Origin of the sequence: Actinopolyspora alba, from assembly GCF_900112765.1 — a bacterium.
Classification (GTDB): Bacteria; Actinomycetota; Actinomycetes; order Mycobacteriales; family Pseudonocardiaceae; genus Actinopolyspora; species Actinopolyspora alba.
This window is the reverse complement of the sequence record NZ_FOMZ01000012.1, coordinates 39,602-53,449: the sequence shown is the minus strand read 5'-3', so window position 1 is coordinate 53,449 and position 13,848 is coordinate 39,602. Positions and strand designations below refer to the sequence as shown.

The 13,848-nt window shown below is 66.4% G+C and carries 10 protein-coding genes; 1 reads left to right on the top strand and 9 read right to left on the bottom strand.

Translation table 11 applies throughout. From position 1 onward, the window contains the following. Window positions 1–14 precede the first annotated feature (14 nt). The 8 genes from BM150_RS17910 to BM150_RS17875 all read right to left on the bottom strand — a co-directional run bounded on the left by BM150_RS17910 (window position 15) and on the right by BM150_RS17875 (window position 12,058). Complete coding sequence (locus tag BM150_RS17910; protein WP_092928471.1) at window positions 15–1,067, bottom strand: NAD-dependent epimerase/dehydratase family protein; 1,053 nt, start codon at window positions 1,065–1,067, stop codon at window positions 15–17. A gap of 278 nt (window positions 1,068–1,345) precedes the next feature. After that, on the bottom strand, window positions 1,346–2,110 hold the full coding sequence (locus BM150_RS17905) for a fasciclin domain-containing protein (protein WP_092928470.1): 765 nt from the start codon (window positions 2,108–2,110) through the stop codon (window positions 1,346–1,348). 129 nt (window positions 2,111–2,239) lie between these two features. Next, window positions 2,240–3,850 carry a molybdopterin-dependent oxidoreductase gene (locus BM150_RS17900; protein ID WP_092928469.1) on the bottom strand — a complete coding sequence of 537 codons (1,611 nt, stop codon included), beginning with the start codon at window positions 3,848–3,850 and terminating at the stop codon, window positions 2,240–2,242. Window positions 3,851–4,079: 229 nt separating this feature from the next. Further along, a complete protein-coding gene (locus tag BM150_RS17895) occupies window positions 4,080–5,969 on the bottom strand; it encodes a helix-turn-helix domain-containing protein (protein WP_092928556.1) in 1,890 nt (629 codons plus the stop codon). Between the two features lie 116 nt (window positions 5,970–6,085). Continuing rightward, window positions 6,086–7,426 (bottom strand): MFS transporter, encoded by a 1,341-nt coding sequence (locus BM150_RS17890; protein ID WP_092928468.1) that lies wholly within the window; start codon window positions 7,424–7,426, stop codon window positions 6,086–6,088. A 106-nt stretch (window positions 7,427–7,532) separates the two neighbouring features. Further along, the gene (locus BM150_RS17885) at window positions 7,533–8,312 is read right to left on the bottom strand and encodes a 3-hydroxybutyrate dehydrogenase (RefSeq protein WP_092928467.1); all 780 of its coding nucleotides are present in this window, start codon (window positions 8,310–8,312) and stop codon (window positions 7,533–7,535) included. 239 nt (window positions 8,313–8,551) lie between these two features. Further along, window positions 8,552–9,850 (bottom strand): PepSY-associated TM helix domain-containing protein, encoded by a 1,299-nt coding sequence (locus BM150_RS17880; RefSeq protein ID WP_281243729.1) that lies wholly within the window; start codon window positions 9,848–9,850, stop codon window positions 8,552–8,554. A 489-nt stretch (window positions 9,851–10,339) separates the two neighbouring features. Continuing rightward, entirely contained in the window at window positions 10,340–12,058 is a 1,719-nt protein-coding gene (locus BM150_RS17875; protein WP_092928465.1) for a carbon starvation CstA family protein, read from the bottom strand. A gap of 125 nt (window positions 12,059–12,183) precedes the next feature. Between BM150_RS17875 and BM150_RS17870 the strand changes: the two genes are divergently transcribed. Next, the gene (locus tag BM150_RS17870) at window positions 12,184–12,993 is read left to right on the top strand and encodes a hypothetical protein (RefSeq protein WP_217641733.1); all 810 of its coding nucleotides are present in this window, start codon (window positions 12,184–12,186) and stop codon (window positions 12,991–12,993) included. 23 nt (window positions 12,994–13,016) lie between these two features. Here the strand turns inward: BM150_RS17870 and BM150_RS17865 are convergent, their stop codons facing one another. After that, on the bottom strand, window positions 13,017–13,751 hold the full coding sequence (locus BM150_RS17865; RefSeq protein ID WP_092928463.1) for an endonuclease/exonuclease/phosphatase family protein: 735 nt from the start codon (window positions 13,749–13,751) through the stop codon (window positions 13,017–13,019). Window positions 13,752–13,848: the final 97 nt, after the last annotated feature.

Below are 13,848 nucleotides of genomic sequence, written 5' to 3'. Positions count from 1 at the left end.
GCGAGTTCCCTGGTTCAGTCGGATGCGCCGCGTTGGGCCGCGTTGGCGAACTCGGTGATCCCCTCGGTGAAGCCGATCCGGGCGCGGAAGCCGATCTCCTTCGCGGTCAGCTCCGGATCCGCGACGATGTGGCGCACGTCGCCGAGCCGGTACTGTCCGCTGACCACGGGGTCGGGTCCGCCGGTGGCAGTGGCGAGCTCGCGTGCCATTTCGCCGATGGTGCGGGGCTCACCGGAGCACACGTTGTAAGCGGCGAAACCGTGCGGAGGATGTTCGAGCGCCGCGAGGTTCGCCTCGGCGACATCGCGCACGTTCACGAAGTCACGGCGCTGCCCGCCGTCCTCGAACACGCGGGGAGCCTCGCCGCGTGCGAGTGCCGAACGGAACAGCGCGGCGACGCCGGCGTACGGGGTGTCCCGTGGCATGCGCGGGCCGTACACGTTGTGGTAGCGCAGCGCCGTGGCGTGTCCGCCGGTCTGACGTGCCCAGGAAGCGACCAGGTGCTCCTGGGTGAGTTTCGTGGTGGCGTAGACATTGCGCGGATCGGTCGGTGCGTCCTCCGGTACCCGCCCGGATTCGAGCAGTCCGCCACAGTGGGGGCAACGGGGTTCGAACACGCCGCGGTCCAGGTCCTCGGTGGCGCGCGGACCCGGACGTACGACGCCGTGAACGGCGCAGTGATAGCGCCCCTCCCCGTAAACAACCATCGATCCGGCGAGCACGAGCCGCTCGACCCTTCGTTCGGTCATGGCCGACAACAACCGCGCGGTTCCCAGATCGTTGTGTTCGACGTAGGCGGGTGTGTCCGCCGGGCCGGTTTCCAGCCCGACCATCGCCGCGTGGTGACAGACCGCGTCGATCCCGGACAGTGCGGGCCCGATCACCTCGGGGTCCCGCACGTCACCGACAACGAGGTCCGCCGCGTGGGTGTGCGCTTCCCGCGCGGAGGTTCCGTGGGCGCTGGGCAGCAGATTGTCGAGCAGTCTGACCTGGTGTCCGGCGGTCGTGAGTCGTTCGGCGACGTGGGAGCCGATGAACCCGGCCCCTCCGGTGATCAGGACCCGCACTCGTACCTCCCGAGCGGACGACTACTGCGACAACGGTGTGTGATTGTCCATCCACCGGCTCAGGACGTCTGCCGCGGGGTGGGGGCCGTTCGTACGGCACGCGATCGGGGTCGGGAATTGTTTTCGGTGGCGGGCCGACGACGAAGACATCGGTCGGCTTACGAAAAGGCTGGCCCTCCCGGAGAGGGGAAGCGGGTGCGAAGGGTGCGAAAAGGATTCTTCGGATCGGTGAAAACTCGCGATCCACCGATCCGAAGTCCTGGAGTGAATTGCACCGATCACTGCTTCGGAGGCATCAGCACCTCGTCGATGACGAACACCGTGGCGTTGGCGGTGGGAACGTTCCCGACCTGTACGTTCGCCCCGTCGATCTTGATGTTCTCACCACTGCCACTGATCGGAACGGTCTTTCCGTTTACCGTTTTGACCTCGCCCGCCTTTCCGAGCTCCTCGGCGTTCATCCGCTCGGGAACCACGTGGTACGTGAGAATGCTGGTCAGCTGCTCCTTCTTGGCGGGATCGTTGAGCAACGCCTCCAGCGTGGCGGGATCCAGCTTTTCGAAGGCCGAGTTGGCCGGTGCGAAAACGGTGTAGCTGGCGTCCGACTTGTTCAGCGTGTCGACCAGCCCCGCCGTCTTCACCGCCTTGGTCAGACTGGTCAGCAGCGGATTGTTGCTGGCGGCCGTACCCACGGGATCATCGACCATGCCCTTGGCCGACCCCTCGTTGCTGGGGTCGGTCGGCACCTTGGAGGCGGCCGGGCCGTAGATGTCGTCGACCGTGGTCACGCCCTGCTCGCCCATGCTGTCCTGCCCGGACTGGTCCTGCCCGGACTGGTCCTGCCCGGACTGGTCCTGCCCGGACTGGTCCTGCCCGGACTGGTCCTGCCCGGACTGGTCCCCGCTCTGCTGCGACTGTGCGGACTGGTTCTGCTCGTTCTGATTCTGGTCGCCGCTCTCGGCTCCTCCGCCGCATGCGGACAACAACAGGGCCATGGAAGCCACGGCGCCGGTAACGGCGGTTTTCACTCGCGTGTTGTTCATCGGAATCGGTCGTTTCCCTTCGTTTCGCTTCCGGGGTGGCCCCGAAGTATTTCTTCCCGGCATTCGGAGTCGGGTGAGGTGTCGATTGGTGGATCGGCGAATTTTCTTCCGTTTTTCGGGTGGCCAGCGTCACTCGGCGGTGAAAAAGATCGAGTGCCGACCGGTGGCTCCGTCGGGAACCGTGGGAACACGTTTCGCGGTCTGGGTGTAGCCCGAGCGGTCGGTGGCTCGGGACTCCACATTGTGGCCGCCGGGCGGGAGATCCAGCTCGATCCGCCACATGCGCCAGGTGTCCGTGTTGACGGCGGCGGAAAGCTCCGCCGCTCGCCAGGCCCCTTGGTCGACTCGCACCTCGACACGCTCGATCCCGGTGTGCGGTGCCCATGCGATGCCCGCCACGGTGATCCTGCCCGCCGGTGTCTTCTCGAAGCCCTTGGGGCGATCGATGCGTGACTGGGTCTTGACGGGTGCGCGTTCCGCCCACCCCCGCTTTTCCCAGTACGTACGAGCGTCCCAGGTGGTGATTTCGAGATCGGTCACCCACTTGGTCGCCGAGACGTAGCCGTACAACCCCGGTGTGACCATGCGGACCGGGAAGCCGTGCTCGGTGGGCAGCGGCCCGCCGTTCATCCCCACCGCCAGCAGCGCGTCCCGGTTCGGATCGGTGAGCGCGTCGATCGGGGTTCCGGCGGTGAAGTCGTCCACGCTGGTACTGAGCACCTGTTCCGCACCGTCCCGTACCCCTGACTCCGCCAGGATGTCGCGGACCGGCACTCCGATGAACTCGGCGGTCGAGATGTAGGAGCCGCCCACCGGGTTGGACACGCAGACCATCGTGATCGGTTTCTGCAGCTGTCGTCGGTTCATCAGATCGTCGAAGGTGAGGTTCAACTCCCGATCGACCATGCCGTGTACTCGCAGCCCCCACTCCGAAGCGGGTACCCGCGGCACACGTAACGCCGTGTCGATCCGGTAGAAGTTCTCGTTGCGCGTGATGAAGGTCGGTGTTCCCGATTCCGCGAAATCCGCTCCTACCGGAACCGGGGGTGCCGCGACGTCCGGCTCCAGTGCTCCGATGGCTTGCCGGGACCTGCTGACCCGACGTGCCCCGCTCAGCAGCTGTCCGACAGTACCCGCTGCCCCCGAAGCGAGAGCGACCGCGACTCCCGAGATCAGGAAGCGCCTGCGTCCGCCGGCCGCGCCTTCCGTGGTCGTTTCTTCCCGTTCGGCGTCCTCCCTCTCGGCGTCTCGTCCGGATTGTGCCGACGTCGGCTCGTCGCCCTGGGGCTTCACCGAGGCAGTGCGGTGCAGCCAGGCAAAGGCACCCACCCCCACCAGCGCGGCTGTCACGGGAGCTGTCAGGGCCAGTGGGTCCAGGCTGGAGCGGGACACGGTGGCGGCCATACCGAGCAGACCGAAGCCGGTGATCATCGTCATCCCGGGCAGCGGGGTCCGTCGTGACACCAGTCCACCCACCGCCGCCAGTGCGGCGATCACGATCCCCATGCCCACCAGCAGCGCGAGTTTGTCGGCGGTGCCGAACAGCTCGATCGCCAGTTCCTTCACCGGCTGCGGTGCCAGATCGATCGCCGTGTTGCCCACCGCCAGGTAAGGGGAGGCGAGCGGTTCGGTCAGCGCGGCGACCAGATGTCCCGCCGTCAGGGCTGCCGCCACCGCGAGCAGGGCGATGAGTACGGCAACAGCACCACCCAGCCGATGTTGGTGACTCGCACGGTTCATGTCCGGGATTCGGAGCTGAACTCGCCTCGGACTGCTCCCGTAACGGGACAGATCAGCTCTCGAAGACCGCGCCCCGGTTCCCCGGTGTTTTCCGTAGAGCTGTCGTGGCAGGGCCGGTTGTCGCGACAGGGCCGGTTGCCGCGGCAGGGCCGGTTGCCGCGGCAGGGCCGGTTGCCGCGACAGGGCCGGTTGCCGCGGCAGGGCCGGTTGCCGCGGCAGGGTAGGAGTCCTACCTCTCGCCGCCGGAGAGCCGATGCAACCGCAGCGCCAGCTGAATCTCCAGGCCGCGTTCGGGAGACCGCCAGTCCGGCCCGAGCAGCGCTGATACCCGCTCCAGCCGTTGGGCGACCGTGTTCACGTGCACGTGCAGCGCTCGAGCCGTTCTACTGAGACCGGTATCGTGCTCGAAGTAGCTTCGCAGCGTTTTCACCAGATCGGTGCCTTTGCGGGAGTCGTAGTCCAGTACCGCCCCGACGGTTCGACGTACGTAACCGGAGAGATCACCACGGTCCCCCAGCAAAACCCCCAGGAATCCCAACTCCGCCAGGGCCGCCCCATCGCCCGCGCGGCCCAGCGCGAGCAGTGCTTCCAGGCAGCGGCACGCTTCCTCGTACTTGCCCGCGATTCCATCCAGCCCCTCCACAGGTCCGGAACCGCCCACCGTGACCGGACGTGCCGTGCCCGTGCCGAGCGCTCGGGCGGCGTGCTGGGCCGCGCTTCCCGCATCCGTACCGGGAAGCACGAGAACCAGATGGTCGCCATGGGTACCCGCGAGCCCGCTGTGCTGCCCGACATAGCGCGAGGCCGTGGAAGCCAGCCGCTCGCGATCCGCGTTTCCGCAGCGAGAGACCAGAACCACTTTGCTGCCCTCGGGATCGAAGCCGACCCGTCTCGCTCTGGCCGACAGGCCACCGCGCGCGCGTTCCCCCGCGCCGAGCAGCTCGGTGATCAGCTCTCCCCGCACGCGTTCCTCCGCCTCGGCGGTTCTGCGTCGGAGCAACAGCACCAGTGCGGTAACCACACCCGCGCGTTCGAACAACCGCCGATCGGCATCGGCGGGTTCGTGACAGCCCACCAGTGTCAGACTGCCGAGCAGCTCGGGACCGGCCAGCGCCGCGCACACCAGGTTCGTCCGCCACGGCACCGATCTTCCGCTGTTGCGGGACTGCCGCACCGCCCGGCCGGGCCACGGCAACGAGTCCGTCGCGGCGCACGCCAGCTCGGTGCCGTCCTCGTCGTGCACCACGATACCGCCCCCGAGCACGTCTGCCACGGCTTCCGCGATGTCCTCCAGGCTTCCGCCGCGCAGTACCAGATCCGTGAGGCGGTCGTGGGCTCGTTCGGCACGTCGCATCGCCGAGTTGTGCTCACGGATGGTCTCGTGCGCGGTGTTGAGCTCCACCAACGCGTGCCGCGTCTCCTCCAGCAGTCGTGAGTTGTCGATGGCGATAGCGGCGTGGTCGGCCAGTGAGGACAGCAGCGCGATCTCGTCGTGCGAGTAGTCGCGTGTCGACCGGTCCGCGGCGTAGAGCACTCCGATCACCGAGCCACCCACCGACAGCGGAACCCCCAGGATGGCCACGAGCCGTTCGTCACCGACGGCGCGGTCGATGTCGTCGGTGTGCGTGAACCGCTCGTCCTCGAAGTAGGAGGGAGTGGCATAGGGCCGGGCGGTCTGGGCCACGAGTCCGCCCAGACCTTCTCCCATCCCGAGCCGTACCTGCTGGAACAGTGCCGAGACGCACCCGTCGGTGACCCGCATGTAAGTGGTACCCGCCCGGGAGTCGTTGAGACTGAGATAAGCCACGTGACTCCCCAGCAGCATCCGCGCGCGGTGCACGATCGCCCGCAACACCGCGTCGGGGTCCCGGACCCGCGCCAGGTCCCCCGCGGTGTCGAACAGGGCGGCCAGTTCCGACTCGTGGCGGCGCCGTTCGTCGAGGGTGTTGCGGAGTCGTAGCGCCAGCTTCCCCGCCCGCTCCACGCGGTGCAGATCCCGGGCGGGGAGCTGAGTACGCGCTTCCACCGGTACCTGTGCGAGCTGCTCACTGGTGCCGTCGCCCGCGAGCAGTTCGAACAGGTTCAGTAGGTAATCCGAGCAGGTGAGCATGCTCGTCATGATCGGCTCGGAGCAGTCCCGGCGGCAACCGAGGGACGAACGCGGTTCGGTTTCCGCCGCCGCTTCCTGGTCCCGCTGGTACGAGCTCCCCGCTGACATCGCCGCTCCCCCGTCCTTTAACGTGCGATTTCGGTTTCCGGCGTGCTCTCGGTGTGCAGCGAGCTTCCCCGCGTCTCGGTGGCGAACAGAATGGCCACGGAGGTCACTGCCGCGCCCAGGGCCACATAGATCGCGATCGGTACCCAGCTGTCGAAGGCGGCCAGCAGGCCGGTGGCGACCGTGGGAGCCAGCCCGCCCGCTATCACGGATGCCAGCTGGTAGCCGATCGAGGCGCCCGAGTACCTGACGCGGGTGCCGAACAGCTCGGACATGAAAGCGGCCTGCGGACCGTACATGGCCGCGTGCAGGATCAGCCCGCCCGTCACCCCGAGTGCGATCAGGGCGAACGACCCGGTTCCGAGCAGCGGGAAGAACGCGAAGATCCAGAAACCGGTTCCCACGGCACCGATCAGATAGATCCCTCTGCGGCCGTACCGATCGGACAGCGCACCCCAGATCGGGATGACCACGAAATGCACCACCGAGGCGACCAGGACCGCGTTGAGCGCGATCGATTCGGACAGCTCCAACTGTTCGGTTATGTAGGTCAGCACGAATGCCGTGATCACGTAGTAGCAGACGTTCTCGACGAAGCGTGCCCCCGAGGCGATCAGCACCTCCCGCCACTGCTCGCGCAGCACCCGAACGATGGGCGGTTGCTCGGGGATGCTTCGCCGCTGCGCCTTGTCGGCGGCCTCCAGGAACACCGGCGACTCGCTGACCGACAGTCGGATCCACAGCCCAACCAGCACCAGCAGTCCCGAGAGCAGGAACGGGATGCGCCAACCCCACGTCTCGAAGGCTTCATCCGACTGCACCGCTGACAGCACGGCCAGCACCGCGGTGGCAAGCAGGTTGCCGGTCGGTACACCCGCTTGCGGCCAGGAGGCCCAGAAGCCGCGTCGTGCGCTGTCGGTGTGCTCGGACACGATGAGCACCGCTCCGCCCCATTCACCGCCCAGGGCGAATCCCTGCACCACCCGCAGCAGGGTCAGCAGGATGGGGGCCGCGACGCCTATCGCCCCGAAAGTGGGAAGCAGCCCCACCGCGAAGGTGGCACCCCCCATCAGCAACAGACTCAGCACCAGCAGCTTCTTGCGTCCCAGCCGGTCGCCGAAGTGACCGAACACCAGGCCACCCAGCGGGCGGAACACGAAGCCGATCGCGAAGCTGGAGAACGCCAGCAGCGTACCGATCAGCTTGTCCTCGGTGGGGAAGAAAGCCGTGTTGAACACCAACGCGGCTGCCGAGCCGTACAGGAAGAAGTCGTACCACTCGACAGTGGTGCCGATCATGCTCGATCCGACGATCCGGGCCAGTGAGGTTCCGGAGGGCGAATCGGATCGTGTCACGTTCATGTCTCACTCCTGTTGTGCCGGGACACGAGTTGTGCGGATACCCCGGGTTGCCCGGGGGGGGACGGGAATCGGTACGTGGTGCGGCGGAACCGGAGCCGGATGGGGCTCACCGCGCGGTCCACGCTCCGTCGATCGGTATCGAGGCGCCGGTGAGGTAGTCGGATCCCGGCCCGCAGAGCCAACCGACCACTGTGGCTACCTCGTCCGGCTCGATGAGCCTTTTGATCGCGCTGTGTCGCAGGAAGACCCGGTCGGCCACCTCGTGCTCGGGGATGCCGTTCTCGCGTGCCTGGGCGGTGAGCTGGCCTTCCAACAACGGGGTTCGCACGTAGCCGGGATCGACACAGTTGCTGGTGACACCGTGCGGACCGCCTTCCAGCGCGGCCACTTTGCTCAGACCTTCCAACGCGTGCTTGGCGGCCACGTACGCCGACTTGCCCGCACTGGCCCGCACTCCGTGGACGCTGGAGATGTTGACGATGCGCCCCCATCCCCGCTCGTGCATGTGCGGCAGGCAGTGGCGCATCAGCAGGAAGGGGGCGGTTACCATGACCCGCTGGATCTGTGTGAAAACGTCGGTGGGGAAATCCTGTATCGGCGCCACGTGCTGAATCCCGGCGTTGTTGACCAGGATGTCCACCTCGGTCGGCAATCGTGTGATTCCCGACTCCTCCCGCAGGTCCAGTACGTGTGTCCGGCCGTCGATCTTGTTCGCGGCCGCCGTCGCGGCCCGTTCGTCGTGATCCAGTACGTGTACCAGACAGCCCGCCGCTGCCAGTCGCTTCGCACAGGCGAACCCGATTCCGCTTCCCGCGCCGGTGACCAGCGCGGTCGAGCCGTGGAGATCGGCGAAACCGGTGGAAGGCTCCGGAAACTCCGTCGTCATGTCGGATCAGGCTAGCCGCGGATCTCGACGTGATCGATGTGATGATTCGACACAGCCGCGGACTCCGAAGTGTGTCGGGGCCACATTGTCACGCTCGGGAGGACGCCCGAACGGCACTGCTCCGGACCGGTCGCGCGCGAGCGGCGCGGACGGGCGGAATACCCGCCCCCGGTGGGCGGGAACCACGGTCGGGCCGAACGACCGACCCGACCGCCCGCGACCAGCCCCGGAGCAGGGTGCTACTTCCCGCTGGTTCGGATCGCGCGCACCGCTCGCTCGGCGGCCAGGTATCCCAGCAGTGTGATGCCCAGTAAGGGGAGCAGCACCATGAGCGGTGCGAATCCGAACAGTATCGGCAGTGGGGCGTTGCGCACCACTGATCCCAGGCGCGGTGGCGCACCGAGTGAGCCGGAGGGTCTGCGCAACAACCAGACCCGATAGCCCGCGATGATCAGCACCAGCAACGCGACCGCGAGCGCGGTCAACAGCAGCTGCGTGGCCAGCCCGAACAACTGGGCCTGGTGAAAGTCGATCCCCAGCGAGGTGGCCTTGGCCAGCGGCGGGTACTCCGCCCATTCCACCCGGTCGACGATCTCACCGGTGTCGCCGTTCACGGCCAGTGCTGTCGGGTTCACCGGCCACCGGCTGTCGTCCTCCTCGGCTTTCCACGCGTGTCCGGGGGAGTCGGGCGGCTCGAGTACCACGACTCCGTTCAGCCCCGCCTCCCGCGCCGCGGTTGCCACCCGGTCCGCTCCGGCCGTCGTCACCCCGGCCGTGCCTGATTCGTCTACTAGGGACCTACCGGCCTCCCCGCTGTCCGTGGTCGGGTGCAACACCGTGGACACCTCGGGTGAGTCCGAGTCGAACTGACTTCGTGCCACGTCGACCCAGGAACCCGCGTAGGTCGTCCAGGTCAGGCCGGTGACTATGAGTAGCACCAGCCCAGCGGCGGCGGCGACTCCGACGAGCCCGTGCAGCGAACGCCACCGGGGGCGTCCCGGCTTCCGGAACAGAAAGTTTCTGGCGAGAGTCCGGTTGTGGCGGGGCCACCACAGCACGAGTCCGGTGACTATCGATACCAGCAGCCAACTCGCGGCCAGTTCGGATATCGGTTCCGCGAATTTCCCTATTCGGAAGTTGGAATGCAGATTACGCAGCCATTCGTCCGGCCGGTTCGATTCGGTTATACTACCGGTGACTTCGGCCGAAGCCGGATCGACGTAGACCGTCACCGCGTCTTTCGGCTTTTCGAACCTGTTCTGTTCGGCTGTTTCCGGTACCAGGGTCACCGCCGTTGTCTCCTCGCCCGCCGGAGTGGCCGGAGCGGCAGGGGTCACAGAGGATAATCGCAGTTCGGGCCGTGTTTCGCGCGCCGAGGAGATCTGTTCGCTCAGTGGTCGTGCCGGGCCTTCGGCGGTCGCGCTGAGGGCCTGCCGGTGCAGCATGTGTTCCAGCTGCGGATTCCAGGCGTACAGAATCCCGGTAATCGCCATGGCGAACAAGATCGGGGCGGCCAGTAGTCCGCCGAGAAAATGCACACGCCACAGCACGGGACGTATCGCCGCGCGTTGGCGGGCCCTTGGTTCGTTCGTTTCCCGCGGTCGGGAAACAGGGGTGGACTCGGATGATCGTCGGGGCACACCGGCTCCTGTCTTCGGCGGTCGGGTGTTGTCCGACCGGTCGGGGTGGGCGTGTGTGGAGTTCCCACGATCATTGGAGTGTGATCGATGCCACCTCCGGCGTTCAACAGTTGATCACAGGGCGGCCGCCCGGTTCGGGAGCCTGGCCGGTCGGATCGGGTGACTTCGCGCCAACCGGGTGTGTCGCGAACATGCTGGTCAGGTGGTGTGGCTTCCCCTTGGCTCGTTCACGACACTCCGGAGAACCGTGCTAGGGAACGACACCCGATCGGCCGAATCGATTCCGTTCTGGCGTCCCGGCGCGCCGAGTCCGTCCCGAGCGGGCGTCCCCACGGGCGCCCAGCGGGGTGGGCGGGTGACGGATTCCTGCCGTCGGAGCCCGTCACATCAGCTTTCCGTGGCGTAATGATGGGGATCGGTGGTTTCACCGCGACTGCGCACAGCTCTGCGCAGCGCTACTGCCGCTTCCACGATCAGCCACACCGCCAGCAGGAAGATGATCACGTCCAGCGGGGCGAGTACCCACTGACCCTGCGTGACGAACTCGACGAGGTTCAGCGCCAGCGCCCATGTGGTCATCACCAGCAGGAACAGCAGCGGCAGCAGCACCGCCAGCGGATTTCGCCTGTTCTTGGTCACCCACACCGCCACCACGGCCAGCGCGAGCCCAGCCGTGAGCTGGTTGGTGGTGCCGAACAGTTGCCAGAGAACTCCGAAGGTGTAGCCCTTTTCGCCTCCGCCGGGCATTAATGCCATGGCCAGCGGGATGACCACGGCAACCGTGCTGGCCAGTGTCATGTTGCGTGCCAGCGGGCGAACCCGGGTGATCTCGCCGATCTCCTGCACCACGTAACGCTGTAGCCGTACGCCCGTGTCCATCGTGGTGGCGGCGAAACTGATCACCATGATCGTTGCGAACACCAAGCCGACGCTGATCGGCAATCCCAGGTTGTTCGCGAATCCGGCCACACCCTGTACGAAGTTCTGGGTCGCCCCGTCGGAGGCAGTGGCGAAGCTGGCGTAGAGATTGTTCCACTCGACGGTCGAGCCCACCGCTCCCGCGGTAACCGCGAGCACCGCGGCGACCGCGAGCGATCCTTCTCCCACGGCCCCCATGTATCCGATGTATCGGGCGTCGGTTTCCCTGCCCAGCTGTTTGGAGGACGTGCCCGAGGAGACCAGGCTGTGGAAACCCGACACCGCCCCGCAGGCGATGGTCACGAACAGGAACGGGAACCAGCTCGGCGAGTCGGCGGGTACGTCGTTGATCACGGGTGCGACTATCCGGTCGAAGCCGACCACGACGCCCAGCAGGATCACGGCGAGCCCGATGAACAGTTGGTGCGAGTTGATGTAGTCCCTGGGCTGTAGCAACACCCACACCGGAAGTCGCGAGGCGACGAAGGTGTAGGCGAACAGGAAGACGACCCACAGCGTCCTGGGCTCCGCCCCGAGCGTGGCGGCTAGGGGATCCAGCGAGACGGGAAAGGCCATGCCGAGCAGGATCGTCAGATACAACACGATCACACCGATGATCGATGGCAGGAACGCCGAGGACCTGGTGTGGTAGACGTACTGGCCGATCCCGATGGCCAGTGGCACCTGTAGCACCACGGGCAGCACGGCAGCCGGATTGGCCACGAACAGGTTGGCGATGACCACGGCGAACACGGCGTTGACCAGTGTCAGCAGGAAGAAAATGATCAACAGGAACAGTGTGCGAGCTCTTCTGCTGATCACGTCACGAGCCAGGGTTCCGATGCTCTCGGCCCGGTGCCGTACTGAGACCACCAGTGAACCGAAATCGTGTGCACCCGCCGCGAAGATGGTTCCGAAAGTGATCCACAGCAGTGCCGGTCCCCATCCCCAGAACACCGCGATGGCCGGTCCCACGATCGGAGCGGCACCCGCTACCGAGGTGAAGTGGTGTCCGAACAGTACGTGCTTGTTCGTCGGTACGAAGTCGACTCCGTCCCCCCTCTGGTGGGCCGGTGTCACGAACTCGGGGTCCAAACCGTACACGCGGCGTGCCAGATAAGCCGAGTAGTAGCGGTATCCGAGCGCGAAGATCCCCAGAACCACCAGGGCCGGAACGATCGCGGGCATGTCTCACTCCTCCGGCGTGGCTGCGGCGTCCGACAACGTGGTATAAGCCACCCACGGAGAGTATCTCCCATTCAGGGGTCACACACCAGGTTGAAAGGACAGAGTCGTTGCGGCAAATTCGTTCAGTGTGGCGAAAGGCGCTGACCGGCGAACTCTGCTGGGTGGACTCGGTGGGGCGTCCTAATGGGATCGCCGTGACACCGTTGCTGCGTGGTGAGGTGCCGTGTGTGGCGCTGCCGTACTCCCATCGTGCGACCGTTCGACTGTTGGCGGAGGCGACCGAGGTCGGTTTCGCCGTTACGGACGGACGTTCGCTGCGAACGGGGCAGGGGGGCGTAGTGGCTTTCGGCCCTGTTCGGGTGATCGATGATCTGTCGGGTTCGTTGTTCGGCGAACAGCTGCTCGAACAGGAGCTGCGCAAGTACCCGCCCTCGCGTGCGCTCGTCGACAGCCTGTTGCTCCGCCGCGAGAACTGGTGGTGGATGCCGCGAGTGGTCGTGGAGTTGTCCGGAGTGAACCGTGTCGTCGAATCCGCCCGCCGTGACGATCCCGCGCGAAACGCGTTGTTGATTCACGGGCCGGAGACCGCCGCGGTAAGCACCGTGGCGCTCGGTGAGCGCGGCTCCGGCCGTATGGAACTCACCCCATTGGATGATGCTTTGCCCTCTGATGGGGGAGCGGGAATGGTGTTCGGGTACGACTACACCAGTACCGACCTCGAAAGATGGGAAAGTTGGCGGTTCTCCGGTTCGCTGCGGCGTGGCGGTCTCGAAATCTCGCACGTGGAGGGGACACCTGGCGAAAAGTCCCGTCCCCTCGGATTGTTGCAGCGGATTCGACGCAGGCACAGGATCGCCAAAGCGTGTCGCGGTGGGATATCCGTCGCCGAACGTCACACGAACGGGGGTTCCCGAGAGGTGTCGTGGACTCCGTGACCCGGGCGGAGAACCGAACTGTTTCAGCTCGGGATTCGCAGTTCCGCGACCACCGGAAGGTGATCGGAGGCCGTGCTGGCCACCGTCGTCGAACAAACGACCTCCGTCTCCCCGGACACCGCTATGTGGTCGAGCCGCATCCGCGGTCGTCGCGCCGGGTAGGTCGGCGCGCCGGTGTGTCCCGTCGTGTCGCGAAGACGCTTCCAGAGCGGAGCCAGTTCCGGTGCTCGCGAGGTAGCGTTGAGATCCCCGAGCAGCAGTCGGGGCGTACCCGGATCGTCCCGATCCAGGGCGGTCGCGATCTCCCTCACCTGGATCCGTCGCGTTCGAGGGCGTTCTCGGTAGTCCAGATGAGCCGCGTAAACGTGCACGGCGGTTCCGTTGATGTCCACGACCACTTCGGGAAATCCCGGCAGCCTGACGGTGGTCTCGGAGGAGTGTTGAGTGTTCCGCCTGGTCATCCGGTGGTTGGTCGCGGCGAGCACGGGGTGTTCGCTCAGTACCGCCAGGCCGAACCGTCGTTTCGGATACCCCGGTCGTGGCGGGGGAAGAGTGTAGATCGGCGCGAAGAACGCGCGCATCCCCAGCCTGCTCGCCAGCCCCCTCGCCTGGTCGCGCCAAGCGCTGCGCCGTGACCAGTGCACATCCACTTCTTGCAGGGCTATCACCTCGGCTCCCGAGCGCTCGATCACCGAAGCCGTCCGTCGCGGATTCAGCCTCCCCTGGGAGTCACGGCCCGAATGGATGTTGTACTGCATCACCCGTAAGTGGGGACTCGGTTGCCTACAACCCGCTGCCGATCCCGGGGACGCCGTCGGTCGCGGTGACGGCAGGACCTCTGGTGCGGCCAGCAAC

What these genes read in the sequence shown, in the direction of transcription:
- BM150_RS17905 (WP_092928470.1), bottom strand. Translation starts at nt 2,110, where the DNA reads ATGAACAACACGCGAGTGAAAACCGCCGTTACCGGCGCCGTGGCTTCC.
- BM150_RS17900 (WP_092928469.1), bottom strand. Translation starts at nt 3,850, where the DNA reads ATGAACCGTGCGAGTCACCAACATCGGCTGGGTGGTGCTGTTGCCGTA.
- BM150_RS17895 (WP_092928556.1), bottom strand. Translation starts at nt 5,969, where the DNA reads ATGACGAGCATGCTCACCTGCTCGGATTACCTACTGAACCTGTTCGAA.
- BM150_RS17890 (WP_092928468.1), bottom strand. Translation starts at nt 7,426, where the DNA reads ATGAACGTGACACGATCCGATTCGCCCTCCGGAACCTCACTGGCCCGG.
- BM150_RS17885 (WP_092928467.1), bottom strand. Translation starts at nt 8,312, where the DNA reads ATGACGACGGAGTTTCCGGAGCCTTCCACCGGTTTCGCCGATCTCCAC.
- BM150_RS17875 (WP_092928465.1), bottom strand. Translation starts at nt 12,058, where the DNA reads ATGCCCGCGATCGTTCCGGCCCTGGTGGTTCTGGGGATCTTCGCGCTC.
- BM150_RS17865 (WP_092928463.1), bottom strand. Translation starts at nt 13,751, where the DNA reads ATGCAGTACAACATCCATTCGGGCCGTGACTCCCAGGGGAGGCTGAAT.